Genomic DNA, 19,589 nt, shown 5'->3' on the forward strand with positions numbered 1-19,589 from the left:
TATTGCCGTTTAGCGGGCCGTTGCAACCTGCTGGAATGAGGCATCGACCAGATAGTAGATCTGCGAATCTTTCAGCGAACCGTCCAGGAACAGCGTGCTCCAGTGTGACTTGTTCAGATGCTCGCTGGGAATAATATCGCTATGCTCTTCGCGCAGTAATTCGGCCAGCGCAGGCGTCGATTTCAGCGAGACCGCTGGCCGCCCTTTCGCCTCATGTACCATCGCAAACAGCACGCCGTTGCTTTTAATCTGCGTGGCTTTCCAGTCACTGTGGACGCTCTGCTCCGCGCCCGGCTTGCTCATGCAATAGGTCAGTAAGTCTGAGTTATTCATTACGATTCCCCTTGTAAAGTGGCGACAATCCGCCTGGCACCGCCCTCAATGCGATGCTCGCCCAGCCAGATACCCTGCCAGGTGCCCAGCACCAGACGTCCCCGCTGAACCGGTAATAACAACGAAACCCCTAAGATCGACGATTTGATGTGCGCCGGCATATCATCACGCCCTTCGTAATCGTGCTGATAAGGCGCATTCTCCGGCACGTGCCGCATGAAATGCTGCTCCATGTCGCTGCGCACCGTCGGGTCGCAATTCTCATTTAAGGTTAACGACGCCGAAGTGTGCTGCAACAGCAGATGCAGCAGACCGGTTTTGATATCACGCAGTCCGGAGAGCGAGTTCACGATCTCATCGGTGACCAGATGAAACCCGCGCGGCTTCGCGCTCAGCGTAATAGTTTGTTGATGCCACATAGCTTATTCCTGAAACGGTTACCCCGTTTAAGTGTGCAGCATGTCGCCGAAAGGTAAACCCTGACCCATAAAAAAACCGCCAGAGAGCACCCTGACGGTTTTTTTTACAGCCTGGCGGCCGTTACATCACGGCGGCAAACGCTTCAGCCACCTGATGCACATTTTTGCTGTTCAGACCGGCCACACACATGCGGCCGCTGCCCACCAGATAGATGCCAAATTCGTTGCGCAGACGATCGACCTGCTGCGCACTCAGGCCGGTGTAGCTGAACATGCCACGCTGCTTCAGCAGGTAGTCGAAGTTTTTACCTGGCAGTGCAGTGCTCAGCACGTCCACCAGCGACTGACGCATGTCCAGAATGCGTAAGCGCATCGCTTCCACTTCAGCCAGCCAGCTGGCTTTCAACTCGTCATCGTTGAGTACGCGCGCGACAACCTGCGCACCGAAATTCGGCGGGCTGGAGTAGTTGCGGCGAACCGTGGCTTTTAACTGGCCCAGCACACGCGCTGACTCTTCGGCGCTGTCACAGACGATAGAGAGACCGCCTACGCGCTCGCCATAGAGCGAGAAAATTTTGGAGAAGGAGTTGCTCACCAGGGCTGGCAGACCCGCCGCCGCGACTGCACGCAACGCATAGGCATCCTGCTGTATGCCAGCACCAAAGCCCTGATAGGCGATATCCAGGAAAGGAATCAGCTGCTGTGCTTTCAGCACCTCAACGGTCTGATCCCACTGCGCATCGGTCAGGTCAGCACCGGTCGGGTTATGACAGCAGGGATGCAGCAGCACGACGCTTTGCGCTGGCAGGGTCTTCAGGGTGCTGATAAAGGCATCAAACCGCACGCCGTGGGTCTCTGCGTCATACCAGGGATAGGTATTTACCTCAAAACCTGCACCATTAAAAATCGCGACGTGGTTTTCCCAGGTCGGATCGCTCACCCAGACCGCAGACTGCGGGAAGTAGCGCTTAAGGAAATCCGCGCCCACTTTCAGCGCGCCAGAACCGCCCAGCGTCTGAATAGAGGCGATACGGCCCGCGTTTAACACCGGATGATCGGCACCAAACAGCAGCGGTGCAATCGCACTACGGTAGCTGTTCAGCCCTTCCATTGGCAGATAGAGCGATGCCTGATGCGGCTCAGCATAGATCTGCTCTTCGGCAGCGGCTACAGCCTTCAGCTGCGGGATGATGCCCTTTTCGTCGTAATAGAGGCCGATACTCAGGTTAACTTTGTGTTCGCGTGGGTCTTGTTTGAAGGCTTCCATCAACGACAGAATCGGATCGCCAGCATAGGCATCAACGTTTTGAAACACGGTGTAGGTCTCCATGATTGGTCCAGAGGGAAGAGGCGGATTAAACCCGATAGCGTCCCGGACGGTGGTTCATTGCAATAATCAGATTCAGGATCACCGCACCCGCAATCGACGCGAGCAGGATGGGGCCGCTCACCACAAACAGTGACGCCAGCACGACGCAGGTATCGACGGCCATTTGCAGTTTCCCCGCGCGGATCCCAAAGCGATCCTGTAGCCACAGCGCCAGAATATTGATGCCGCCCAGGCTCGCCTTATGACGAAATAACACTATAAACCCGATTCCCATGATGACGTTACCGAACAGTGTCGCATAGAAGGGGTTAAGGTCAGAAAAGTGGACGAACAGGGGGTGCAGCTGGGTGAACAGCGACACCAGACCGACGGCGCAGAAGGTTTTCAGCGTAAATTCCCAGCCCATGCGTTTTACCGCCAGCCAGTAAAAAGGGATGTTGATCAGGAAAAACGCGCTGCCGAACGAAAGCGGCGACAGGTAGCTGATCAGAAAGGCGATGCCTGCGGTGCTGCCGGTCAGCGCTCCCGCCTGTTTCAGCATAATGACGCCGAACGAGACCATCAGGGTGCCAAGCACCATCGCCAGCGCATCTTCAATGCGCGAATGCGGGACGCGGGAGGGTTCTGCGATGTTATCCATGGGGTTTTCTCAGTGCAAAGGATGCGGTTTCGATGCAAAAAACGCACCATCGCCACAGCACTGAACTGCTGTAAACCGGGTGCCAGCGATATCCCATTGATATCTAAGGCGCTTTAAAAAAGAACTTTGTGCATAAATGCCGGCTGATACCGTCAACCTATGCGTTAAAGTCCGACTCTATGCGCGCTCTTCGCATTAATTGCCGCAAGTGTGCACCAAAAGCGCACAGCGCGCACCTTTTTAGCGCGTCTTCTGCTCAGGCAGCATCATCAGCCCGTTCTCTTTCATGCGTCCCAGCACTACCGACGTTTTCACATGGGAAACGCTCTGGTGGCCCGCGACTAACTGGCTGATTAACGCACTAAGGGAATTGAGATCGGCCACCGCCACTTTAAGCAGATAGTCCGCATCGCCGGTGGTTTTATAGGCATCCACGATCGCCTGCTCCTGCTCCACCATCCGGTGAAAGCTCTCGACATATTCTGCGGTGTGGTTAATTAAGCGCACCTCAATCAATCCCACCATACCAAGCCCGATGGCATCGGGCGACAGCCGGGCATGATAACCCAGGATCAGATTAGCCTGTTCCAGATTGATACGTCGGCGGGAACATTGTGAGGCAGAAAGGCCGACCAGATCGCTGAGTTCCTGATTGGTCAGACGGCCGTTGGATTGTAATAAAGTCAGGATTTTAAGGTCGTAATCGTCTACGTGAGTCATTCCGTTTCCACAGCGTGATGGGCGTCGCTTTGTTACAGATAACCCGATAACCCGAGAGGTTGTCCAACACTATTTTGTGATGATGGGGGCTGTCATGCACAGATCGTGCATGACAGCACAAACCGGGGATTATTCGTCGTCGTATTGCGGGCCAGCGTAGTTGTCGAAGCGTGACCACTGACCGTTAAAGGTCAGGCGTACTGTACCGATCGGGCCGTTACGCTGTTTACCCAGAATGATCTCCGCGATCCCTTTAAGATCGCTGTTTTCGTGGTAAACCTCATCGCGATAGATAAACATGATCAAGTCGGCATCCTGCTCGATCGAGCCCGATTCACGCAGATCCGAGTTGACCGGACGCTTATCGGCTCGCTGCTCCAGCGAGCGGTTAAGCTGCGACAGCGCCACAACCGGCACGTTCAGCTCTTTGGCCAGCGCTTTCAGCGAGCGGGAGATCTCAGCAATTTCCAGCGTACGGTTGTCCGACAGCGACGGCACGCGCATCAGCTGCAGATAGTCGATCATGATCATGCTTAATCCACCGTTTTCACGATAGATGCGTCGGGCGCGCGAACGCACTTCGGTGGGCGTCAGGCCGGAAGAGTCATCAATGTACATGTTCTTCTTCTCCAGCAGGATGCCCATGGTGCCGGAAATACGCGCCCAGTCCTCATCATCCAGCTGCCCGGTACGGATGCGGGTCTGATCGACGCGGGAGAGTGACGCCAGCATACGCATCATGATCTGCTCGCTGGGCATCTCCAGACTGAAGATCAGCACCGGTTTTTCCTGCAGCATGGCGGCGTTTTCGCACAGGTTCATCGCAAAGGTGGTTTTACCCATCGAAGGACGTGCTGCGACAATAATCAGATCAGAACCCTGCAGGCCCGCGGTCTTTTTATTCAGATCCTGATAGCCGGTATCGACGCCGGTGACGCCATCGTGCGGTGTCTGATAGAGCGATTCGATACGGGAAACGGTCGATTCCAGAATTTGCTCGATGTTTTTCGGGCCAGCATCCTTATCCGCGCGGGCTTCCGCAATTTTAAAGACGTTCGACTCCGCGAAGTCGAGCAGCTCTTCGCTGTTACGCCCCTGCGGATCATAACCGGCATCGGCAATCTGGTTAGCGACGGCGATCATCTCACGCACCACCGCACGTTCGCGCACGATGTCAGCATAGGCGCCGATGTTCGCCGCGCTCGGGGTGTTTTTCGCCAGTTCCGCCAGATAGGCGAAGCCGCCCGCCATCTCCAGCTCGCCACGGGTTTCCAGCGATTCGGAGAGCGTAATCAGGTCAATAGGTTTGCTGTTTTCCAGCAGCCGCTGCATCTCTGAAAAAATCAGCCGATGCGAGCGGTTGAAAAAATCATTCGCGACGACGCGCTCAGAGACATTGTCCCAGCGCTCGTTATCCAGCATTAACCCACCGAGCACCGACTGCTCCGCTTCCAGCGAATGCGGGGGCATTTTCACGCCTGCGAGCTGGCGATCCTGCGTTTCGTTCGATTTGTTGGTGGGTTTATTTCCTGCCATAGTGAATGCATTACCGATCTTCTGTGGGGACGCGCAAGTATACCTTAGTTGGGGTGCGTGCCTCACCCTCATGATGAAACAATCACAGGAGTCAGAATGGCAAAGCGTATTCAGTTCAGCGCACATGGCGGCCCGGACGTTTTAGAGTGGACAGATTTTGAACCTGCTGACCCGGCCGAACATGAAGTGCAGGTAGAACATCGCGCTATCGGGATTAATTACATCGATACCTATGTTCGCAGCGGGCTTTATCCGGTCGCCGCTTTTCCCTCTGGCCTGGGTACAGAAGCCGCAGGCGTGGTGTCGCGGGTTGGACGTGACGTGACATTATTTAAGCCCGGCGATCGCGTGGTCTACTGTCTGGCGTCGATGGGGGCCTATAGCGAAGTGCACAACGTGGCGGAAGATCGCCTGATGCATCTCCCGGAGGCGATCAGCTTTGAGCAGGGCGCAGCCAGCTACCTGAAAGGGCTGACCACACAATATCTGCTGCGCCAGACCTATAAAATCAGCGCCGGTGAGACCTTCCTGTTTCATGCCGCAGCGGGCGGCGTCGGGTTAATTGCCTGTCAGTGGGCAAAAGCGCTGGGTGCCCATTTGATTGGCACAGTCGGGTCAGCAGAAAAGGCAGCGATGGCGAAAAAGGCCGGCGCCTGGGCGACGGTTAACTACCGCGAAGAGAATATTGCGCAACGCGTCAGCGAACTGACCGACGGGAAAAAAGTGGGCGTAGTTTATGACTCAGTGGGCAAAGATACCTGGGAAGCATCGCTGGACTCATTGCGCCGTCATGGGCTGATGGTCAGTTTTGGCAATGCTTCGGGTCCGGTGACCGGGATTGATCTCGGCATTCTGAATAAGAAAGGCTCGCTGTTTGTGACCCGCCCTTCACTGTTTGGCTATATCACCAACCGCCAGGAGCTGGAAACCGCCAGTGCCGAGCTTTTCTCGCTGCTGGCGAGTGGCGCAATTAAAGTTGATGTGCCGGAGCAGCAGAAGTTTGCGCTGAAAGAGGCCAGCAAAGCGCACCAGATGCTGGAGAGCCGCGCCACGCAGGGATCCTGTCTCTTAATTCCATAGTAGTGAGCAACAAAAAGGGCCTCCCGCGGGAAGCCCTTCTCTTTTTTTATTTTTTGTTCGCGCTGGTGTAGGGACAGCGGCGATGAATTCGTGTCGAGTCGATGGCACATCGATTTGACGACAGGCATCCTGCCAGAAAACATAAGTAAAAAATATGTTTAATTGCAGATCAGCCCCGACCAATCTCTCACACTGTGATCTTCACCGCATTTAGCGCCAGCCTTTGCGGTCTAACCTGTTGATCTTACGCCGCAGCTTGCGACGTGCTCGCTCATCGCTGTCGCCAAAAAAGGCACGATGCAGCCAGACCGCAATCACCGCCAGCACCAGCCACGGCAACACTTTAATAACAATTGCAAACAGTCCACCGACAAACATCACGATGGTTGCGACCACCAGTGCCGCCAGCACGCCTAACAGCGAAACGCCGGTCAGCAACAGCATCAGGAAAAACCCTAATACGAATAAAATTTCCACGTCAGCGCTCCTTTTTGATTCCGATTGTTATAGTTATTACAAAAAACGTGCCAACAATTAACTCATTGATTTTCTGCTGATAAGAGATAAACAGAAGTGCGCCACCTGGTCAGGAAAACCATATTTTGGCGTAAAAAAAACCAGCCTTGAGGGCTGGTTTTTCAGGGTTGGACTGCGGATCAGGCTTCCTGGGGGATTTTATCCGCTACCAGCGCCAGCGCCGCCTCCAGCACACGGACATCGGCACCGGGTTTGTGGGCATTTTCACTCAGATGGCGTCGCCACTGGCGGGCGCCCGGGATCCCCTGGAACAGACCCAGCATATGGCGCGTGACATGTCCCAGATACGTCCCCTTTGCCAGTTCCGCTTCAATATAGGGATACATGGCGCGCACCACTTCAACCGGGTTCGCCGCCGGATGCTGACGACCAAACAATGTCTGATCGACCTGCGCCAGAATGCCGGGGTTTTGGTAGGCTTCACGTCCCATCATCACGCCGTCAAGGTGTTGCAGATGGGTCAGTACCTCTTCCAGCGTTTTCACGCCGCCATTGAGGGCAATGGTCAGTTGCGGAAAATCGCGTTTCAGCTGATAGACGCGGGGATAATCCAGCGGTGGAATCTCGCGGTTCTCTTTCGGGCTGAGGCCGGAGAGCCAGGCTTTACGCGCATGAATGATAAATGTCTCACACTCACCGCGTCCCGCCACCGTGCCGATAAAATCGGTCAGGAATTCATAGCTGTCCAGCTCATCGATACCAATGCGGGTTTTCACCGTGACCGGAATTGAAACTACGTCGCGCATCGCTTTAACGGCATCTGCGACCAGATTCGCCTCGGCCATCAGGCAGGCGCCGAAACGGCCATTCTGCACCCGATCAGAGGGACAGCCGACATTAAGATTCACTTCATCGTAACCGCGCTGCTCTGCCAGCTTCGCGCACTGCGCCAGTGCCGCCGGATCGCTACCGCCAAGCTGCAACGCGACCGGATGCTCAGCCTCACTGTAAGCCAGGTAATCCCCTTTGCCATGAATGATTGCGCCCGTGGTCACCATTTCGGTGTAGAGCAGCGTGTCACCGGTCAGCTGGCGATGAAAATAGCGACAGTGACGATCGGTCCAGTCGAGCATAGGGGCGATAGAGAAACGTTGCGAAGAGAAATTAGGCATGAAGCGCAGGCAATCCGGTAATTAAGGGGTGATGGAATTCTGTGCAAGGATAACACAAGGGCGGGCGATAGTGCATCGCCCGCCCCCGAACAGTCTGAATAACGCGCTTAGAAGTTAAAGCCCAGCTGCATCATCGCGCCCCAGGTGTTGTTAGCACCTACAGAGCCCGCCAGATCCAGATGGACGGCTTTGTTAAACGGTGACAGACCAAAACCGGCCGTAGCGACATTTTCGTCGTTAGAACGCATGTCCGCACGATAACCTGCACGCAGCTGCAGCCAGTCAAGTACGCGGTATTCCGCGCCCACTGCCGCATACTGGCTGTTATCCTGAGTTTTGAAGCGTTTGGTTTCAGTCAGATCCACATCGCCCGTCACGGTAAACGGACCTTTATCCCAGGCCAGACCGGTGGTGACCAGCGGGCGGATCTGGTAGGTGTCGCGGAAACCATTGACCTCTTTGGTCTGCAGATCGCGCGAAACCAGGTTCTGTCCGGTTACACCCAGCGTCCAGTTTTCAGCAAAGGTGGTCGCCAGACCGGCATCAACGTTAAAGCCGGTGTCGGTGCTGCGATACTGGCTGTTATTGATGTCACTTTTGTCGTAGTTGTAAATGCTGGCGGTGTAGTTATAGAGCCAGGTTTTCTGCACTTTCGGTGTGACGCCTACCGATACTGGCTGACCAGCGATGGTGAACTCATGCGCCACCGCAACACCATAATCGGTGACCAGCGCCGCTAAGCCATTCGCGCTGGAGCGCAGGTTATTTTGATCGCCAGGACGAGGAAGCACTGTGCCGTTAGCCACACCGCGCAGATAGTCGATATCGCTCTGGACCACATTGGCACGCACGTGTGCTGAGCCATAGGCTTTGGTGATAAAGGCGAAAGGCAGCGTCTCGTCAGGGATAGTGACGGCCAGGGCAACCCCGGCGTTACCGTCCGCTTTGTTGCCGCGTAAATCATTTAGCTGGTTGGCGACATCGCCTGAGGCGGCGCGCACTTCAGGATAGCCACGCAGATAATCAGCGAAGGTTAAATTACTGAGCACGTCGCGGTAGCGATCAACGGTATCGGTGATATCATCCACTTTATCGATCAGCTTATCTTTGTCGGTGACCTGAATACCGGCTGAAGGGAAAATAATGCTGACGCTATCGTCGGGTTTGGCGCGCGTCATTAATGCCGGGTTCGCCAGCACTGCGGAGCCATAAAGAGAAGATGCTACGCCGGTGCCGCCCATGGCGTCATTACGTGCATCATACCAGGTCCCTGCCGCCATGGCGGAAGAAGAAAGGAAAAGCGCGGTCGTTGCAGCTGTGTAGATTAGCGCTGAACGTTGAGCGGATTTTTTCACCATTTGCCTGCCATCACCTGAGAAATTGCCATTGAAACATTCAATGACTGAATAGTTTGTTAGCCCTATTGTGAACCCTGGCTAACGCGTTATTGCTGTGAATTCAAAGGAAACAGTGTCTTAATTCAAAGGATTGGACGTTTTCCAATCAAAAAACCGTTGTAATTGTTCAAACTGCATTGGGATATTTCAAATAATGCCAGACTTTTCTTAAGTCTTTCTGAACATTACTTCTTAACTCAGTGAGATGCAAAGCAAAATGCCAACAAATTCCGCTTCAGGTTGATTCGGAATGGATCTGATTTGTCGTCAGATTTGAGATAGAAGACGGCTTAAATTCTGATTATGCTGCTTTATCAGGCAAATGATGCTGTTTTTTCAGACGAAAACCAACCTCAGCGCCGCGAAACTATGTGTGATAAAATAACATCACTTATCCAGCGGAGAATTTTCATGACAAACATGACGTCGCAGCAAATTTTGATTCAGGCCGAAAAGATGTGCCTGCAGCGCGGTGTGCGTCTGACTTCGCAGCGTGCTGAAGTGTTGCGCCTGATGGCCGAGCAGCCTGGCTCGATCAGCGCCTACGATCTGCTGGATCAACTCCGGGTCAGCGAGCCGCAGGCCAAGCCACCCACGGTTTACCGGGCGCTCGATTTCCTGCTGGAGCAGGGTTTCATTCATCGGGTGGAATCCAACAACAGCTACGTCATGTGTCACCATTTTGAGGCACCAGCACATACATCGGTGATGCTGGTCTGTGACCGCTGTGCCGCCGTTACAGAGAAGCAGGCGCAGGGCGTAGAGAAGATTATTGCTGGTCTGGCAGGTGAAGCGCAGTTTGCATTACGCCATAGCGTGATTGAAGCGCATGGTTTATGTGAAAATTGTGCTGCGGTTGAAGCCTGTACGCACCATGAAAGCTGCGAGCATGACCATCAGGATGAGGGTAAAAAGCGGGGGAAACGCGGGTAATCGGCACATCCTTGTGCGGTTCCGGTGAGGGCCCACCGGAACGCATTCAGCTGATTATCAAGCTATTGTCTGATTACCAGCGGTGATCTTTGTTCTGACCTTCCCAGTCGCTTACTTCGCGCTCGGCTTCATCTTTGGTAGAGCCGTAACGCTCCTGGATTTTGCCGACCAGCTGATCGCGTTTACCTTCGATAACCTGCATATCATCGTCGGTCAGCTTGCCCCATTTCTCTTTCATTTTGCCTTTGAACTGCTTCCAGTTGCCGCTTGCTTCGTCTTTATTCATGGCAGACCTCCAATCCTCGGGTTTTAATGATTATCTTGCTACTTAACAAAATAACGATACAAAGCGCTGGTTAACTGCGCTGCATAGAGTTAATTGTAGTAGCCAATTTATTAACCGTGGAATAATACAGAATAATCCGTATCGGCTTGCGTGCAGCCACGGCTGACTCAGGCATCAAACCAGCTGTTCTGACGCCAGTGCTTACGCCAGATGAGCCACAGCGACAGGCCGCGCAGCGCCAGGAAAACCGTGACTGCCAGCCAAAGACCATGGTTACCCAGCACCGGTACGCTAAGCAGCGTCAGAAAATAGCCGGCTGCGGCTACTACCATGCTGTTACGCATCTCGCGCCCGCGCGTCGCCCCGATGAACATGCCATCCAGCAGATAACACCAGACGCCGATCAGCGGCATTATCATCTGCCAGACCAGATAGCGGTCCGCTGTCTGCTGGAGTGACTGAAGAGAGGTCAGCAGGGTAACGATCTGCGGGCCAAAAATGGCATAGATTAGCGAGAAGAATAGCGCCACCACCACCGCCTGCCGACAGGCAGAGTGCCAGACGAGCAGGAGTTTGCTGCCATCTTTTGCACCATGCGCCTCACCCGCAAAAGCTTCAACCGCATAGGCAAAGCCATCCAGCGCGTAAGCCGTAAAAGTGATGAACATCAGTAATACTGCGTTAACCGCCACCACATCCGGACCCAGCCGGGCACCCAGTACGGTCAGCGAGGCGAAACAGAGCTGCAGCATCAGAGAGCGCAGCATGATGTCCCGGTTCAGTCGCAGCAGCCGGCCGCTGTCACCGCGCCAGCTCTGCTTCAGCAGGCTAAGCGTAATTCCGCGCAGTTTTAACACCCGCCAGACCATGATGCTGCCGACAACCAGCGTAATGTATTCCGCCAGCGCCGTGGCGGTGGCCGCCCCCGCGACACCCCAGTGCAGCCCCATCACCAGCCAGAGATCGAGCACGATGTTAACCAGGTTGCCCACCACCAGCAGGATCACCGGCGCGCGTGCATACTGCACGCCCAGCAGCCAGCCCAGAATGACCAGGTTTGCCAGCGTGGCAGGCGCACTGAGCCAGCGAATCTGAATAAACAGTGCCGCCTGTTCGAGTACATCGGGATTGCCGCCAACCAGATGGGTCGACAGCTGAATAATCGGATAACGCAAAGCGATGAACAGTACGCCCGCCAGCAGCGCAATGATCAGCGGCTGAGTCAGCGCGCGTGCCAGCGCCATTTTATCGCCAGCGCCAAATGCCTGCGCCGTAAGGCCAGTGGTACTCATTCGAAGGAAAAGCAGCAGCATAAAGAGGAAGCTGGTCACTGTAGTCCCGACCGCAACCCCGCCAAGATAGACAGGGCTGTCGAGATGACCAATTACTGCAGTATCGACCACTCCCAGTAAGGGAACGGTGATATTTGAAAGGATCATCGGCAGCGCAAGCCGCCAGAGATTTTTATCGGTTGCCGTAATAAAGCGCATTCGCCGTTCCGTGCTCAGTGTCGCTGCGCAAAAGAGGCAGCGACAAAATTAGGGCAGACAGAATAGCATCAGAGAAGGCGAATGCACGCTGGCAGAAGAATCAGAGCCACTCGCCGTTGCGCACCACGCCAACAGCCAGACCTTCTATGGTCAGTGACTGCGCACGGGTATCGACGACAATCGGGTCAAAATCGCTGTTTTCCGGCAGCAGATGCACGATAGCACCCTGCTTTTTCCAGCGCTTAACGGTGACTTCATCATCAATGCGGGCAACCACAACCTGGCCGTTACGCACATCCTGGGTTTTATGCACCGCGAGCAGGTCGCCATCCATAATCCCGATATCTTTCATCGACATTCCGCTGACGCGCAGCAGGAAGTCAGCAGACGGCTTAAACAGGCCCGGATCGACCTTGTAGTGGGTTTCGATATGTTCCTGCGCCATGATCGGCTCACCGGCAGCAACCCGGCCAATCAGCGGTAGCCCTTCTGAGGCTTCTTCTTCCATTAACAGTCGAATGCCGCGCGATGCACCGGAAACGATCTCGATGACGCCTTTGCGCGCCAGCGCTTTCAGATGCTCTTCTGCCGCGTTCGGCGAACGGAAGCCCAGCTGCGCGGCGATTTCGGCACGCGTAGGCGGCATGCCCGTTGAAGAAATATGGTCGCGAATCAGGTCATAGACCTGCTGCTGCCTGCTGGTTAATGCTTTCATCCCGCCCCCTGGTTGTTTATACAGTCGCTGTGAGTATATACAGGTATTGGTGAAATGGAAACCGATTGTCAGGGAAAACGCGCCCTCAGACGCGTTATGGAAGGCTTATCGCAAATGTGTCCAGAGCAGCGCGATCCAGACGAAGAGTGCCAGTAAGATGCTGATCAGCACTGCCGCCGAGCCCATGTCTTTTGCCCGGCCCGCCAGCGGATGATGCTCCTGACCGATGCGGTCGACCACCGCTTCAATGGCGCTATTGAGGATTTCAACAATGACCACCAGCACCACCGCACCAATCATGAGGATGCGGGAGACCACATCGACATCCAGCCAGCACGCGATAACAATAGCGGCCAGCGCAGCCAGCGCTTCCTGCCGAAACGCCGCTTCATGTTGCCAGGCGGCACGCAGTCCCTGCCATGAGTAACCTGCAGCTTTTACTATTCTGATAAGTCCGGTGGCATTATTTGCCATGATGTGGGAACCCTTTCATCGGATTGACGTCAATGTCTGGGCTGCGTGCAATTGGCACCACCACAGATCTTCGCTGCGCTTTCTGGTATGCTTGCGGCGCTTTGCTAACAAGAGGCTTCATGTTGTCTATGTCAGGTTGGCGTAAACTCTATTACAAACTGCTTAATTTACCACTGTCGTTTTTGGTAAAAAGTAAGGCCATTCCGGCCGATCCCGTGTCTGAACATGGTCTGGATCCGACCCGACCTATTATGTATGTTTTGCCTTACGATTCGAAGGCCGACTTACTGACTTTACGCGCACAGTGTCTGCGGCATCATCTGCCCGACCCGCTCACTCCGCTGGAGATTGATGGTTCTCTGCTGCCGCGCCACGTCTTTATCCACAATGGCCCTCGCGTCTTCCCCTATTTTGTGCCCAGCGTTGAATCCGTGAAAATTTTTCACGATTACCTGGACCTGCATCGCAATAACCCTAAGCTGGATATTCAGATGCTGCCGGTCACGGTGATGTTTGGCCGCGCACCAGGACGTGAAGTCCAGGGCGAAGCAACGCCACACCTGCGGGTGCTGAACGGGGTGCAGAAGTTCTTTGCGGTGATCTGGCACGGGCGCGACAGTTTTGTCCGCTTCTCGCCGACTGTGTCGCTGCGCCGCATGGCAACTGAACACGGTACGGATCAGTCGATCGCCCAGAAGCTGGCTCGCGTGGCGCGCATTCATTTTGCCCGCCAGCGGCTGGCGGCGATTGGCCCGCGCTTGCCGGCGCGTCAGGATCTGTTTAATCGTCTGCTGCAATCCAAAGCGATTGAAAAAGCAGTAGAAGATGAAGCTCGCAGCAAAAAAATCTCCCATGAGAAAGCGCAGCAGAACGCCGTCGAAATGATGGAGGAGATTGCGGCAAACTTCTCCTATGAAGCCATCCGCGTAACTGACCGCGTGATGGGCTGGCTCTGGAGTCGGCTCTATCAGGGCATCAACGTCAATGGCGGCGAAAAAGTCCGCCAGCTGGCGCAGGATGGCCACGAGATTGTCTATGTGCCGTGCCATCGCAGCCACATGGATTATCTGCTGCTCTCCTATGTGCTCTATCATCAGGGTCTGGTGCCGCCGCACATCGCAGCCGGTATCAATCTCAACTTCTGGCCAGCCGGCCCGATTTTCCGTCGTCTGGGCGCTTTCTTTATTCGTCGTACCTTTAAAGGCAATAAGCTCTACGCCACGGTATTCCGCGAATATCTCGGCGAGCTGTTCACCCGCGGCTATTCGGTTGAGTACTTTGTCGAAGGAGGCCGTTCACGAACCGGTCGCCTGCTGGACCCTAAAACCGGCACCTTAGCCATGACGCTGCAGGCGATGCTGCGCGGCGGAAATCGCCCCATCACGCTGGTGCCGATTTACATCGGCTATGAGCACGTGATGGAAGTGGGCACTTACGCTAAAGAACTGCGCGGCGCGGCGAAAGAGAAAGAGGGCTTCATGCAGATGGTGCGCGGCTTACGCAAGCTGCGCAATCTCGGTCAGGGTTACGTGAACTTTGGCGAACCCCTGCCGCTGGTCAACTATCTCAATAAGCGGGTGCCGGAATGGCGCGATGCCATCGATCCGATTGAGCCGCAGCGTCCCAGCTGGTTAACCCCAACCGTCAACGATATTGCTGCCAGCCTGATGGTGCGTATCAATGAAGCGGGCGCGGCTAACGCCATGAACCTCTGTGTCACCGCCCTGCTGGCGTCACGTCAGCGCTCACTAACCCGTGAACAGCTGATTGAACAACTGGAGTGCTACACCCAGTTGCTGCGCAACGTACCTTACTCGCCAAATGCGACCGTACCCGATCTTTCAGCGGAAGCGCTGCTGGATCACGCCATGGGTATGAATAAGTTTGAGAGTGAAAAGGACAGCATTGGCGACATCATCATTCTGCCGCGTGAGCAGGCGGTGCTGATGACCTACTATCGCAACAATATTCATCATATGCTGGTGATGCCGTCGCTGATTGCCGCCATTGTTCAGCAGCATCAGACGCTGAGCGAAGCAGAACTGCTGCGTCAGGTGAGTCTGATCTACCCGATGCTGAAGAGTGAGCTGTTCCTGCGCTGGCAGACCGATGAGCTGCCGCAACTGCTGACCGAACTGAGTCAGGAGCTGGCGCGTCAGGGCCTGATTACGCTCGAAGCTGGCGAATTGCGCTTTTCCTCAGCGCGCTATCGCACGCTGCAACTGCTGGCCGCCGGTGTGCGGGAAACACTGCAGCGCTATGCTATTACGTTCTCCATTCTCAGCGCCAAGCCGACGATTAACCGCGGCACGCTGGAGAAAGAGAGCCGGACGCTGGCACAGCGTCTGTCGGTGCTGCACGGTATCAATGCCCCGGAATTCTTCGACAAAGCGGTCTTTACCTCACTGGTCCTGACCCTGCGCGATGAAGGGTATATCAGCGACAGCGGTGATGCCGATGTTGCGCAGACCCTGGCGACCTGGCATATGCTGGCAGACCTGGTCACCAGCGATGTCCGTATGACGATTGAAACCGCTGTGGCGCACGACTGATCGCAGCGCGCATAGTAAAAAGGCGACCTCATGAGGTCGCCTTTTTTGTGCCTGAATCCCCTGTCAGAACAGCTGGCTGAACGGCGGGGTATTCATCAGTACACCGAGGAACAGCACCATCCCAACATAGTTATTATTGAGAAAAGCCTGGAAACAGGGTTGCCGCTCGCGTCCGGCGATCAGCTTCTGTTGATAAACAAACAGCGCGGCGGCCAGTAATAGCGTCCAGTAGAAGGCGCTGTTCAGATGCAGCATGAGGCCAACCAGCGCCATCAGCAGCAGCGTCGCCAGTTGCAGCAGACCAATGATTAGCTTGTCGAAACGGCCAAAGAGAATCGCGGTCGACTTCACGCCAATTTTCAGGTCATCATCCCGATCCACCATCGCATACTGAGTGTCATAGGCGACCGTCCAGCAGATGTTGGCGATGAATACCAGCCAGCAGACCAGAGGTAAGGACTCACTAACTGCGGACCATGCCATGGGAATGGCCCAGCCAAAGGCGGCACCCAGCACTACCTGCGGCAGGTGGGTATAACGCTTCATAAAGGGATAGACCCAGGCCAGCGCCAGCCCCACCACGGAGAGCATAATCGTCATCATGTTCATGGTCAGCACCAGCGCAAAAGCCGCCAGAGCCAGTATCACGAACAGCAGCTTAGCCTCTTTTGCACTCACCGCGCCGCTGGCCAGTGGCCGATGCTTCGTACGTTCGACATGACCGTCTACTTTGCGATCGGCGTAGTCATTGATCACACAACCGGCTGCACGCATCACGATGACCCCGGCAACAAACACCGCCAGCACCGGCAGCGGCGGAATCGCCATGTCAGCCAGCCATAATGCCCAGAGCGTTGGCCACATCAGCAGCAGCGTACCGATCGGCTTATCGATACGCATCAGGCGCGTGTAGGCCCGCCATTTATTTATACTTAAGCTATTTTGCACCACAGGATCCTCAGACCAGATCGCGATAGAGCGGCGATGCCGGTAAAAATAGTTCAGTCAGCAGCAGCGGTTTGCCGGAGAGACGCAGGCGTGAACGTCGTCCCCACAATCCCTCCACCTGCCCCGGCTCAATAAAATCGCGGGTCAGCGTTGAAGAGGAGAAGAGATAGCGACCCAGCGGCCGGGTGCCCAGCTGCTGCAGCATCGCTTCTGGCCCGTTAAGGGTGCTTTCCGGCACCAGCGTACGGCCAGCCAGCCAGGGCTGATCGTCGCCGAACAGCAACACTTCACGCAGCCAGAAGCGTTGATCGTCTGGCAACAAGCCCTTTTCATCACCCAACTCGCTGGCGTCGATAAAGCCTTCACGCAGCGGCTGAACCGTGACCCGCTGACAATGTTGTTCAAAACGGCGCGTCATTGAATCCTCCTCCATCAGCCAGTCGAGCAATGGCGGCGCAAGGGTTGCCTGCGACGGAGAAAGCCAGTTGAGCGCACGTAATAAGCTGAGCGCGTCTTGCGACATAGCACCACTCCCAATAATTTTCAGGACGCTAGTTTAGCGCAGAGACGCGATGCGAACACCTGCCGTCATGACAGACGGCAGGGAGATTACTCGCGTTTCAGGCGGTTGCTGTTTGCCAGCCACAGAGTGATTACCAGAATCAGAATCGCCGCAGAGTAACAGAGCGTATCGAAGGGATTTTTATGGTCGACGATAATCAGGCGGATAATTGCCGTGATACCGATATAGACAAAATAGCGCAGCGGAAAGTGATATCCCGACTGAAAGTACTTAACAATCAACGCAATAAATTCGAAGTAGAGGAAATAAATGACAATCCCCTCAATCAACAGATAGGAGGATGACTGCTCGCTGGTGTTAAACAGCACGTTTGCCAGATGGATAGTTTCTTTGCCTAAAAAGACGATCAGGATGATCGCCAGACTCAGCAGACCCAGATTCAGCACCCATTGCAGTACCGTTGCAAGGTGGCGGGCCAAAGGATTTTTGTCACTCATGTTGCGCCTTAAAAAAGGAGTTGTTAGCGCGCGGTATCATGCGCGAGTGTGACGCAAATCACAATAACTCCTCAGGCCTCCACATCAACACAGAGCGCATCGTAACGCCAGTATTCACAGTCGCAATCAATCACCTCTTTTTGCTGGTTGCGATTGATGCGGGTGATCAACAAACCGGGGCTGCCCGGTGCCACATTCAGCATGGGTGCGGCGACCTCCGGCAGCGGGCCGGGCAGGATGGTGAAGCGCGCGCCGCCGTAACGAATGCCGTAGCGCTGGTCATAGAGATCGGTCAGTGAGCGGGTCAAATCTTCATCAAGCAGACCAGGGAAAAAACGCGGATTGAGGTAGTGTTCAACATAGAGCACCGCACGCCCGTCGATGCGCCGCAAACGGCGGATGCAGTACACCGCCGAACCGGATGCCAGCCGCAGCGCCGTCGCCACGCTTTCGTGCGCCGCGACCTGTTCGGCGGCGATGACCTCGGTGGCCGCCTGCCGTCCCTGCTCCATTGCCATGGCATGAAAGTGGCTGTGATGCAGCGGGTTATAGATCAGCCGCGGCGGTGCGATAAACCAGCCGCGACGCAGTTCCCGGTAGATCATTCCCTGGGCTTCCAGCTTGCCCAGTGCTTCCCGCAGGGTAATCCGGGTCGTGCTGAACGCTTCGCTTAAGGCACGCTCCGCCGGCAGTCGCCCGGCGCTGAACTCTCCGGCCTGAATACGCGTCAGCAGGACGCTGGCGATCGCATCCGCCGTTTTGAGTGCTATCGACTCCACAACAGTAGCCTCATTTTGGTGCGACTCCGCACTCTTACTGTTCAGGTAAACGCGCCTGTGACAGGCGAACGGGTCACATCTTTCATCGCCCATCCCCCGCACAGCGCCGCCCTGTCATAAATCGTTCATATACAGGGGCTACATTGGCTCGGTTCTTGCTGGACTAGACCAGCCAGGCCCATCAACTTACACCCGGAGCAACTGAGATGAAAGCGTTTATCGCCTCTGTAGTAGCCAGTGCTGTAGTGCTCACCCTGCCCGTTGCGCAGGCCGCCGAAAACGACCTTGCCGCACTGGAAAAAGCGGCACGCAGTGAAGGCCAGGTCAACAGCGTCGGGATGCCGGATAGCTGGGCTAACTGGAAAGATACCTGGAACGACATCAGCAGCAAATATGGCCTTAAGCACAGCGATACCGATATGTCATCGGCGCAGGAGCTGGCGAAATTCGATGCAGAAAAAGAGAACGCCAGCGCTGACATCGGTGACGTGGGTGCCGCCTTTGGCCCGATCGCTGTCGCTAAAGGTGTGACCCAGCCCTATAAACCCACTCACTGGGATCAGATTCCGGCCTGGGCTAAAGATAAAGATGGCCACTGGGCGCTGGCCTATACCGGCACCATCGCCTTTCTGATCGACAAGCAGCAGGTTAAAGATATCCCCCATAGCTGGGCCGATCTGAAAAAAGGTAAGTATGTGGTTACTATCGGTGACGTCGGCGTGGCAGCTCAGGCGGCTAACGGCGTACTGGCGGCAAACTACGCCTTAGGTGGCGATGAGAAGAACCTGAAACCGGCGCTGGCTTTCTTTGCCGATCTGGCTAAACAGGGTCGTCTTGGCGTTACCGATCCGGTGATTGCCAATATCGAAAAAGGCGAAGTGCAGATGGCGGTGGTGTGGGACTTTAACGCCCTTAACTACCGGGACCAGATCGACAAAAACCGCTACGAAGTGGTTATCCCGTCTGATGGCTCCGTGACCTCCGGCTACACCACCGTCATCAACAAATATGCGAAACACCCTAACGCCGCAAAACTGACGCGCGAATATATCTTCTCAGACCAGGGACAGATCAATCTGGCGAAAGGCTATGCCCGTCCTATCCGTGCTGAACATCTGACGCTGCCAGCGGACGTTCAGGCTCGCCTGCTGCCGCAATCTGAATATAAAAATGCCCGTCCGGTGAAGGATCAGGCTGCCTGGGATAAATCGTCGAAAATGCTGCCGCGCCTGTGGCAGGAAAACGTCATCATCAACATGCAGCAGTAATTCGCGGCAGGGAGAACGGA

Annotated in this window: 21 protein-coding genes; 4 read left to right on the top strand and 17 right to left on the bottom strand. The window is 55.2% G+C overall.

The genetic code is table 11. The features are described from left to right. Positions 1-9: 9 nt before the first annotated feature. From AFL22_RS09005 to dnaB, 6 genes are all read right to left on the bottom strand, one after another. Complete coding sequence (locus AFL22_RS09005; RefSeq protein ID WP_010252186.1) at positions 10-333, bottom strand: MmcQ/YjbR family DNA-binding protein; 324 nt, start codon at positions 331-333, stop codon at positions 10-12. After that, on the bottom strand, positions 333-752 hold the full coding sequence (locus AFL22_RS09010; RefSeq protein WP_010252188.1) for a secondary thiamine-phosphate synthase enzyme YjbQ: 420 nt from the start codon (positions 750-752) through the stop codon (positions 333-335). Before AFL22_RS09010 ends, AFL22_RS09005 begins: the two co-directional genes overlap by 1 nt. 121 nt (positions 753-873) lie before the next feature. Next, positions 874-2,067 carry an amino acid aminotransferase gene (locus AFL22_RS09015; RefSeq protein WP_031292798.1) on the bottom strand — a complete coding sequence of 398 codons (1,194 nt, stop codon included), beginning with the start codon at positions 2,065-2,067 and terminating at the stop codon, positions 874-876. Between the two features lie 40 nt (positions 2,068-2,107). Then, a complete protein-coding gene (locus tag AFL22_RS09020) occupies positions 2,108-2,722 on the bottom strand; it encodes a YitT family protein (protein WP_003855751.1) in 615 nt (204 codons plus the stop codon). Between the two features lie 240 nt (positions 2,723-2,962). After that, complete coding sequence (locus tag AFL22_RS09025; protein WP_010252196.1) at positions 2,963-3,442, bottom strand: Lrp/AsnC family transcriptional regulator; 480 nt, start codon at positions 3,440-3,442, stop codon at positions 2,963-2,965. Positions 3,443-3,571: 129 nt separating this feature from the next. Then, on the bottom strand, positions 3,572-4,978 hold the full coding sequence (gene dnaB, locus AFL22_RS09030) for a replicative DNA helicase (protein WP_010252197.1): 1,407 nt from the start codon (positions 4,976-4,978) through the stop codon (positions 3,572-3,574). Between the two features lie 96 nt (positions 4,979-5,074). Here dnaB and AFL22_RS09035 point away from each other — a divergent pair, with 96 nt between their 5' ends. Then, positions 5,075-6,058, top strand: coding sequence for a quinone oxidoreductase (locus AFL22_RS09035; RefSeq protein WP_052271202.1), 984 nt, complete (start codon positions 5,075-5,077; stop codon positions 6,056-6,058). Between the two features lie 210 nt (positions 6,059-6,268). Here the strand turns inward: AFL22_RS09035 and pspG are convergent, their stop codons facing one another. The 3 genes from pspG to AFL22_RS09050 form a co-directional block, all read right to left on the bottom strand. Then, positions 6,269-6,535, bottom strand: a complete 267-nt coding sequence (gene pspG, locus AFL22_RS09040; protein WP_010252199.1) for an envelope stress response protein PspG — start codon at positions 6,533-6,535, stop codon at positions 6,269-6,271. Positions 6,536-6,714: 179 nt separating this feature from the next. After that, positions 6,715-7,707, bottom strand: coding sequence for a tRNA dihydrouridine(20/20a) synthase DusA (gene dusA / locus AFL22_RS09045; protein WP_033770835.1), 993 nt, complete (start codon positions 7,705-7,707; stop codon positions 6,715-6,717). A 107-nt stretch (positions 7,708-7,814) separates the two neighbouring features. Continuing rightward, a complete protein-coding gene (locus AFL22_RS09050) occupies positions 7,815-9,065 on the bottom strand; it encodes a conjugal transfer protein TraF (protein ID WP_052271203.1) in 1,251 nt (416 codons plus the stop codon). 450 nt (positions 9,066-9,515) lie between these two features. On the opposite strand from AFL22_RS09050, the gene zur reads away from it, so the two are divergent. Next, complete coding sequence (gene zur / locus AFL22_RS09055) at positions 9,516-10,037, top strand: zinc uptake transcriptional repressor Zur (RefSeq protein WP_010252202.1); 522 nt, start codon at positions 9,516-9,518, stop codon at positions 10,035-10,037. Positions 10,038-10,110: 73 nt separating this feature from the next. Here zur and AFL22_RS09060 read toward each other — a convergent pair whose 3' ends face one another. From AFL22_RS09060 to AFL22_RS09075, 4 genes are all read right to left on the bottom strand, one after another. After that, positions 10,111-10,323: a CsbD family protein gene (locus AFL22_RS09060; protein WP_033770834.1), complete on the bottom strand. Its 213-nt coding sequence runs from the start codon at positions 10,321-10,323 to the stop codon at positions 10,111-10,113. A 167-nt stretch (positions 10,324-10,490) separates the two neighbouring features. After that, positions 10,491-11,813, bottom strand: a complete 1,323-nt coding sequence (gene dinF / locus AFL22_RS09065) for an MATE family efflux transporter DinF (RefSeq protein ID WP_052271204.1) — start codon at positions 11,811-11,813, stop codon at positions 10,491-10,493. Positions 11,814-11,913: 100 nt separating this feature from the next. Further along, the gene (lexA, locus tag AFL22_RS09070) at positions 11,914-12,528 is read right to left on the bottom strand and encodes a transcriptional repressor LexA (protein ID WP_010252231.1); all 615 of its coding nucleotides are present in this window, start codon (positions 12,526-12,528) and stop codon (positions 11,914-11,916) included. Positions 12,529-12,633: 105 nt separating this feature from the next. Further along, positions 12,634-13,002 (bottom strand): diacylglycerol kinase, encoded by a 369-nt coding sequence (locus AFL22_RS09075; protein WP_010252234.1) that lies wholly within the window; start codon positions 13,000-13,002, stop codon positions 12,634-12,636. 128 nt (positions 13,003-13,130) lie between these two features. Between AFL22_RS09075 and plsB the strand changes: the two genes are divergently transcribed. After that, positions 13,131-15,554, top strand: coding sequence for a glycerol-3-phosphate 1-O-acyltransferase PlsB (plsB, locus tag AFL22_RS09080; protein ID WP_031591803.1), 2,424 nt, complete (start codon positions 13,131-13,133; stop codon positions 15,552-15,554). Positions 15,555-15,617: 63 nt separating this feature from the next. On the opposite strand, the gene ubiA is transcribed toward plsB, so the two are convergent. From ubiA to AFL22_RS09100, 4 genes are all read right to left on the bottom strand, one after another. Further along, positions 15,618-16,502 carry a 4-hydroxybenzoate octaprenyltransferase gene (gene ubiA, locus AFL22_RS09085; protein WP_022625214.1) on the bottom strand — a complete coding sequence of 295 codons (885 nt, stop codon included), beginning with the start codon at positions 16,500-16,502 and terminating at the stop codon, positions 15,618-15,620. Positions 16,503-16,512: 10 nt separating this feature from the next. After that, positions 16,513-17,025, bottom strand: coding sequence for a chorismate lyase (gene ubiC / locus AFL22_RS09090; protein WP_010252243.1), 513 nt, complete (start codon positions 17,023-17,025; stop codon positions 16,513-16,515). A gap of 86 nt (positions 17,026-17,111) precedes the next feature. Next, positions 17,112-17,522 (bottom strand): phosphate-starvation-inducible protein PsiE, encoded by a 411-nt coding sequence (psiE, locus tag AFL22_RS09095; RefSeq protein WP_010252246.1) that lies wholly within the window; start codon positions 17,520-17,522, stop codon positions 17,112-17,114. A gap of 71 nt (positions 17,523-17,593) precedes the next feature. Then, a complete protein-coding gene (locus AFL22_RS09100; protein WP_033780411.1) occupies positions 17,594-18,301 on the bottom strand; it encodes a UTRA domain-containing protein in 708 nt (235 codons plus the stop codon). Positions 18,302-18,507: 206 nt separating this feature from the next. Between AFL22_RS09100 and AFL22_RS09105 the strand changes: the two genes are divergently transcribed. Then, positions 18,508-19,569, top strand: a complete 1,062-nt coding sequence (locus tag AFL22_RS09105) for an extracellular solute-binding protein (RefSeq protein ID WP_052271205.1) — start codon at positions 18,508-18,510, stop codon at positions 19,567-19,569. The last annotated feature ends 20 nt before the right edge of the window (positions 19,570-19,589 follow it).

This window comes from Pantoea sp. CFSAN033090 (assembly GCF_001264395.1).
In the GTDB taxonomy this organism is placed as follows: domain Bacteria; phylum Pseudomonadota; class Gammaproteobacteria; order Enterobacterales; family Enterobacteriaceae; genus Pantoea; species Pantoea agglomerans.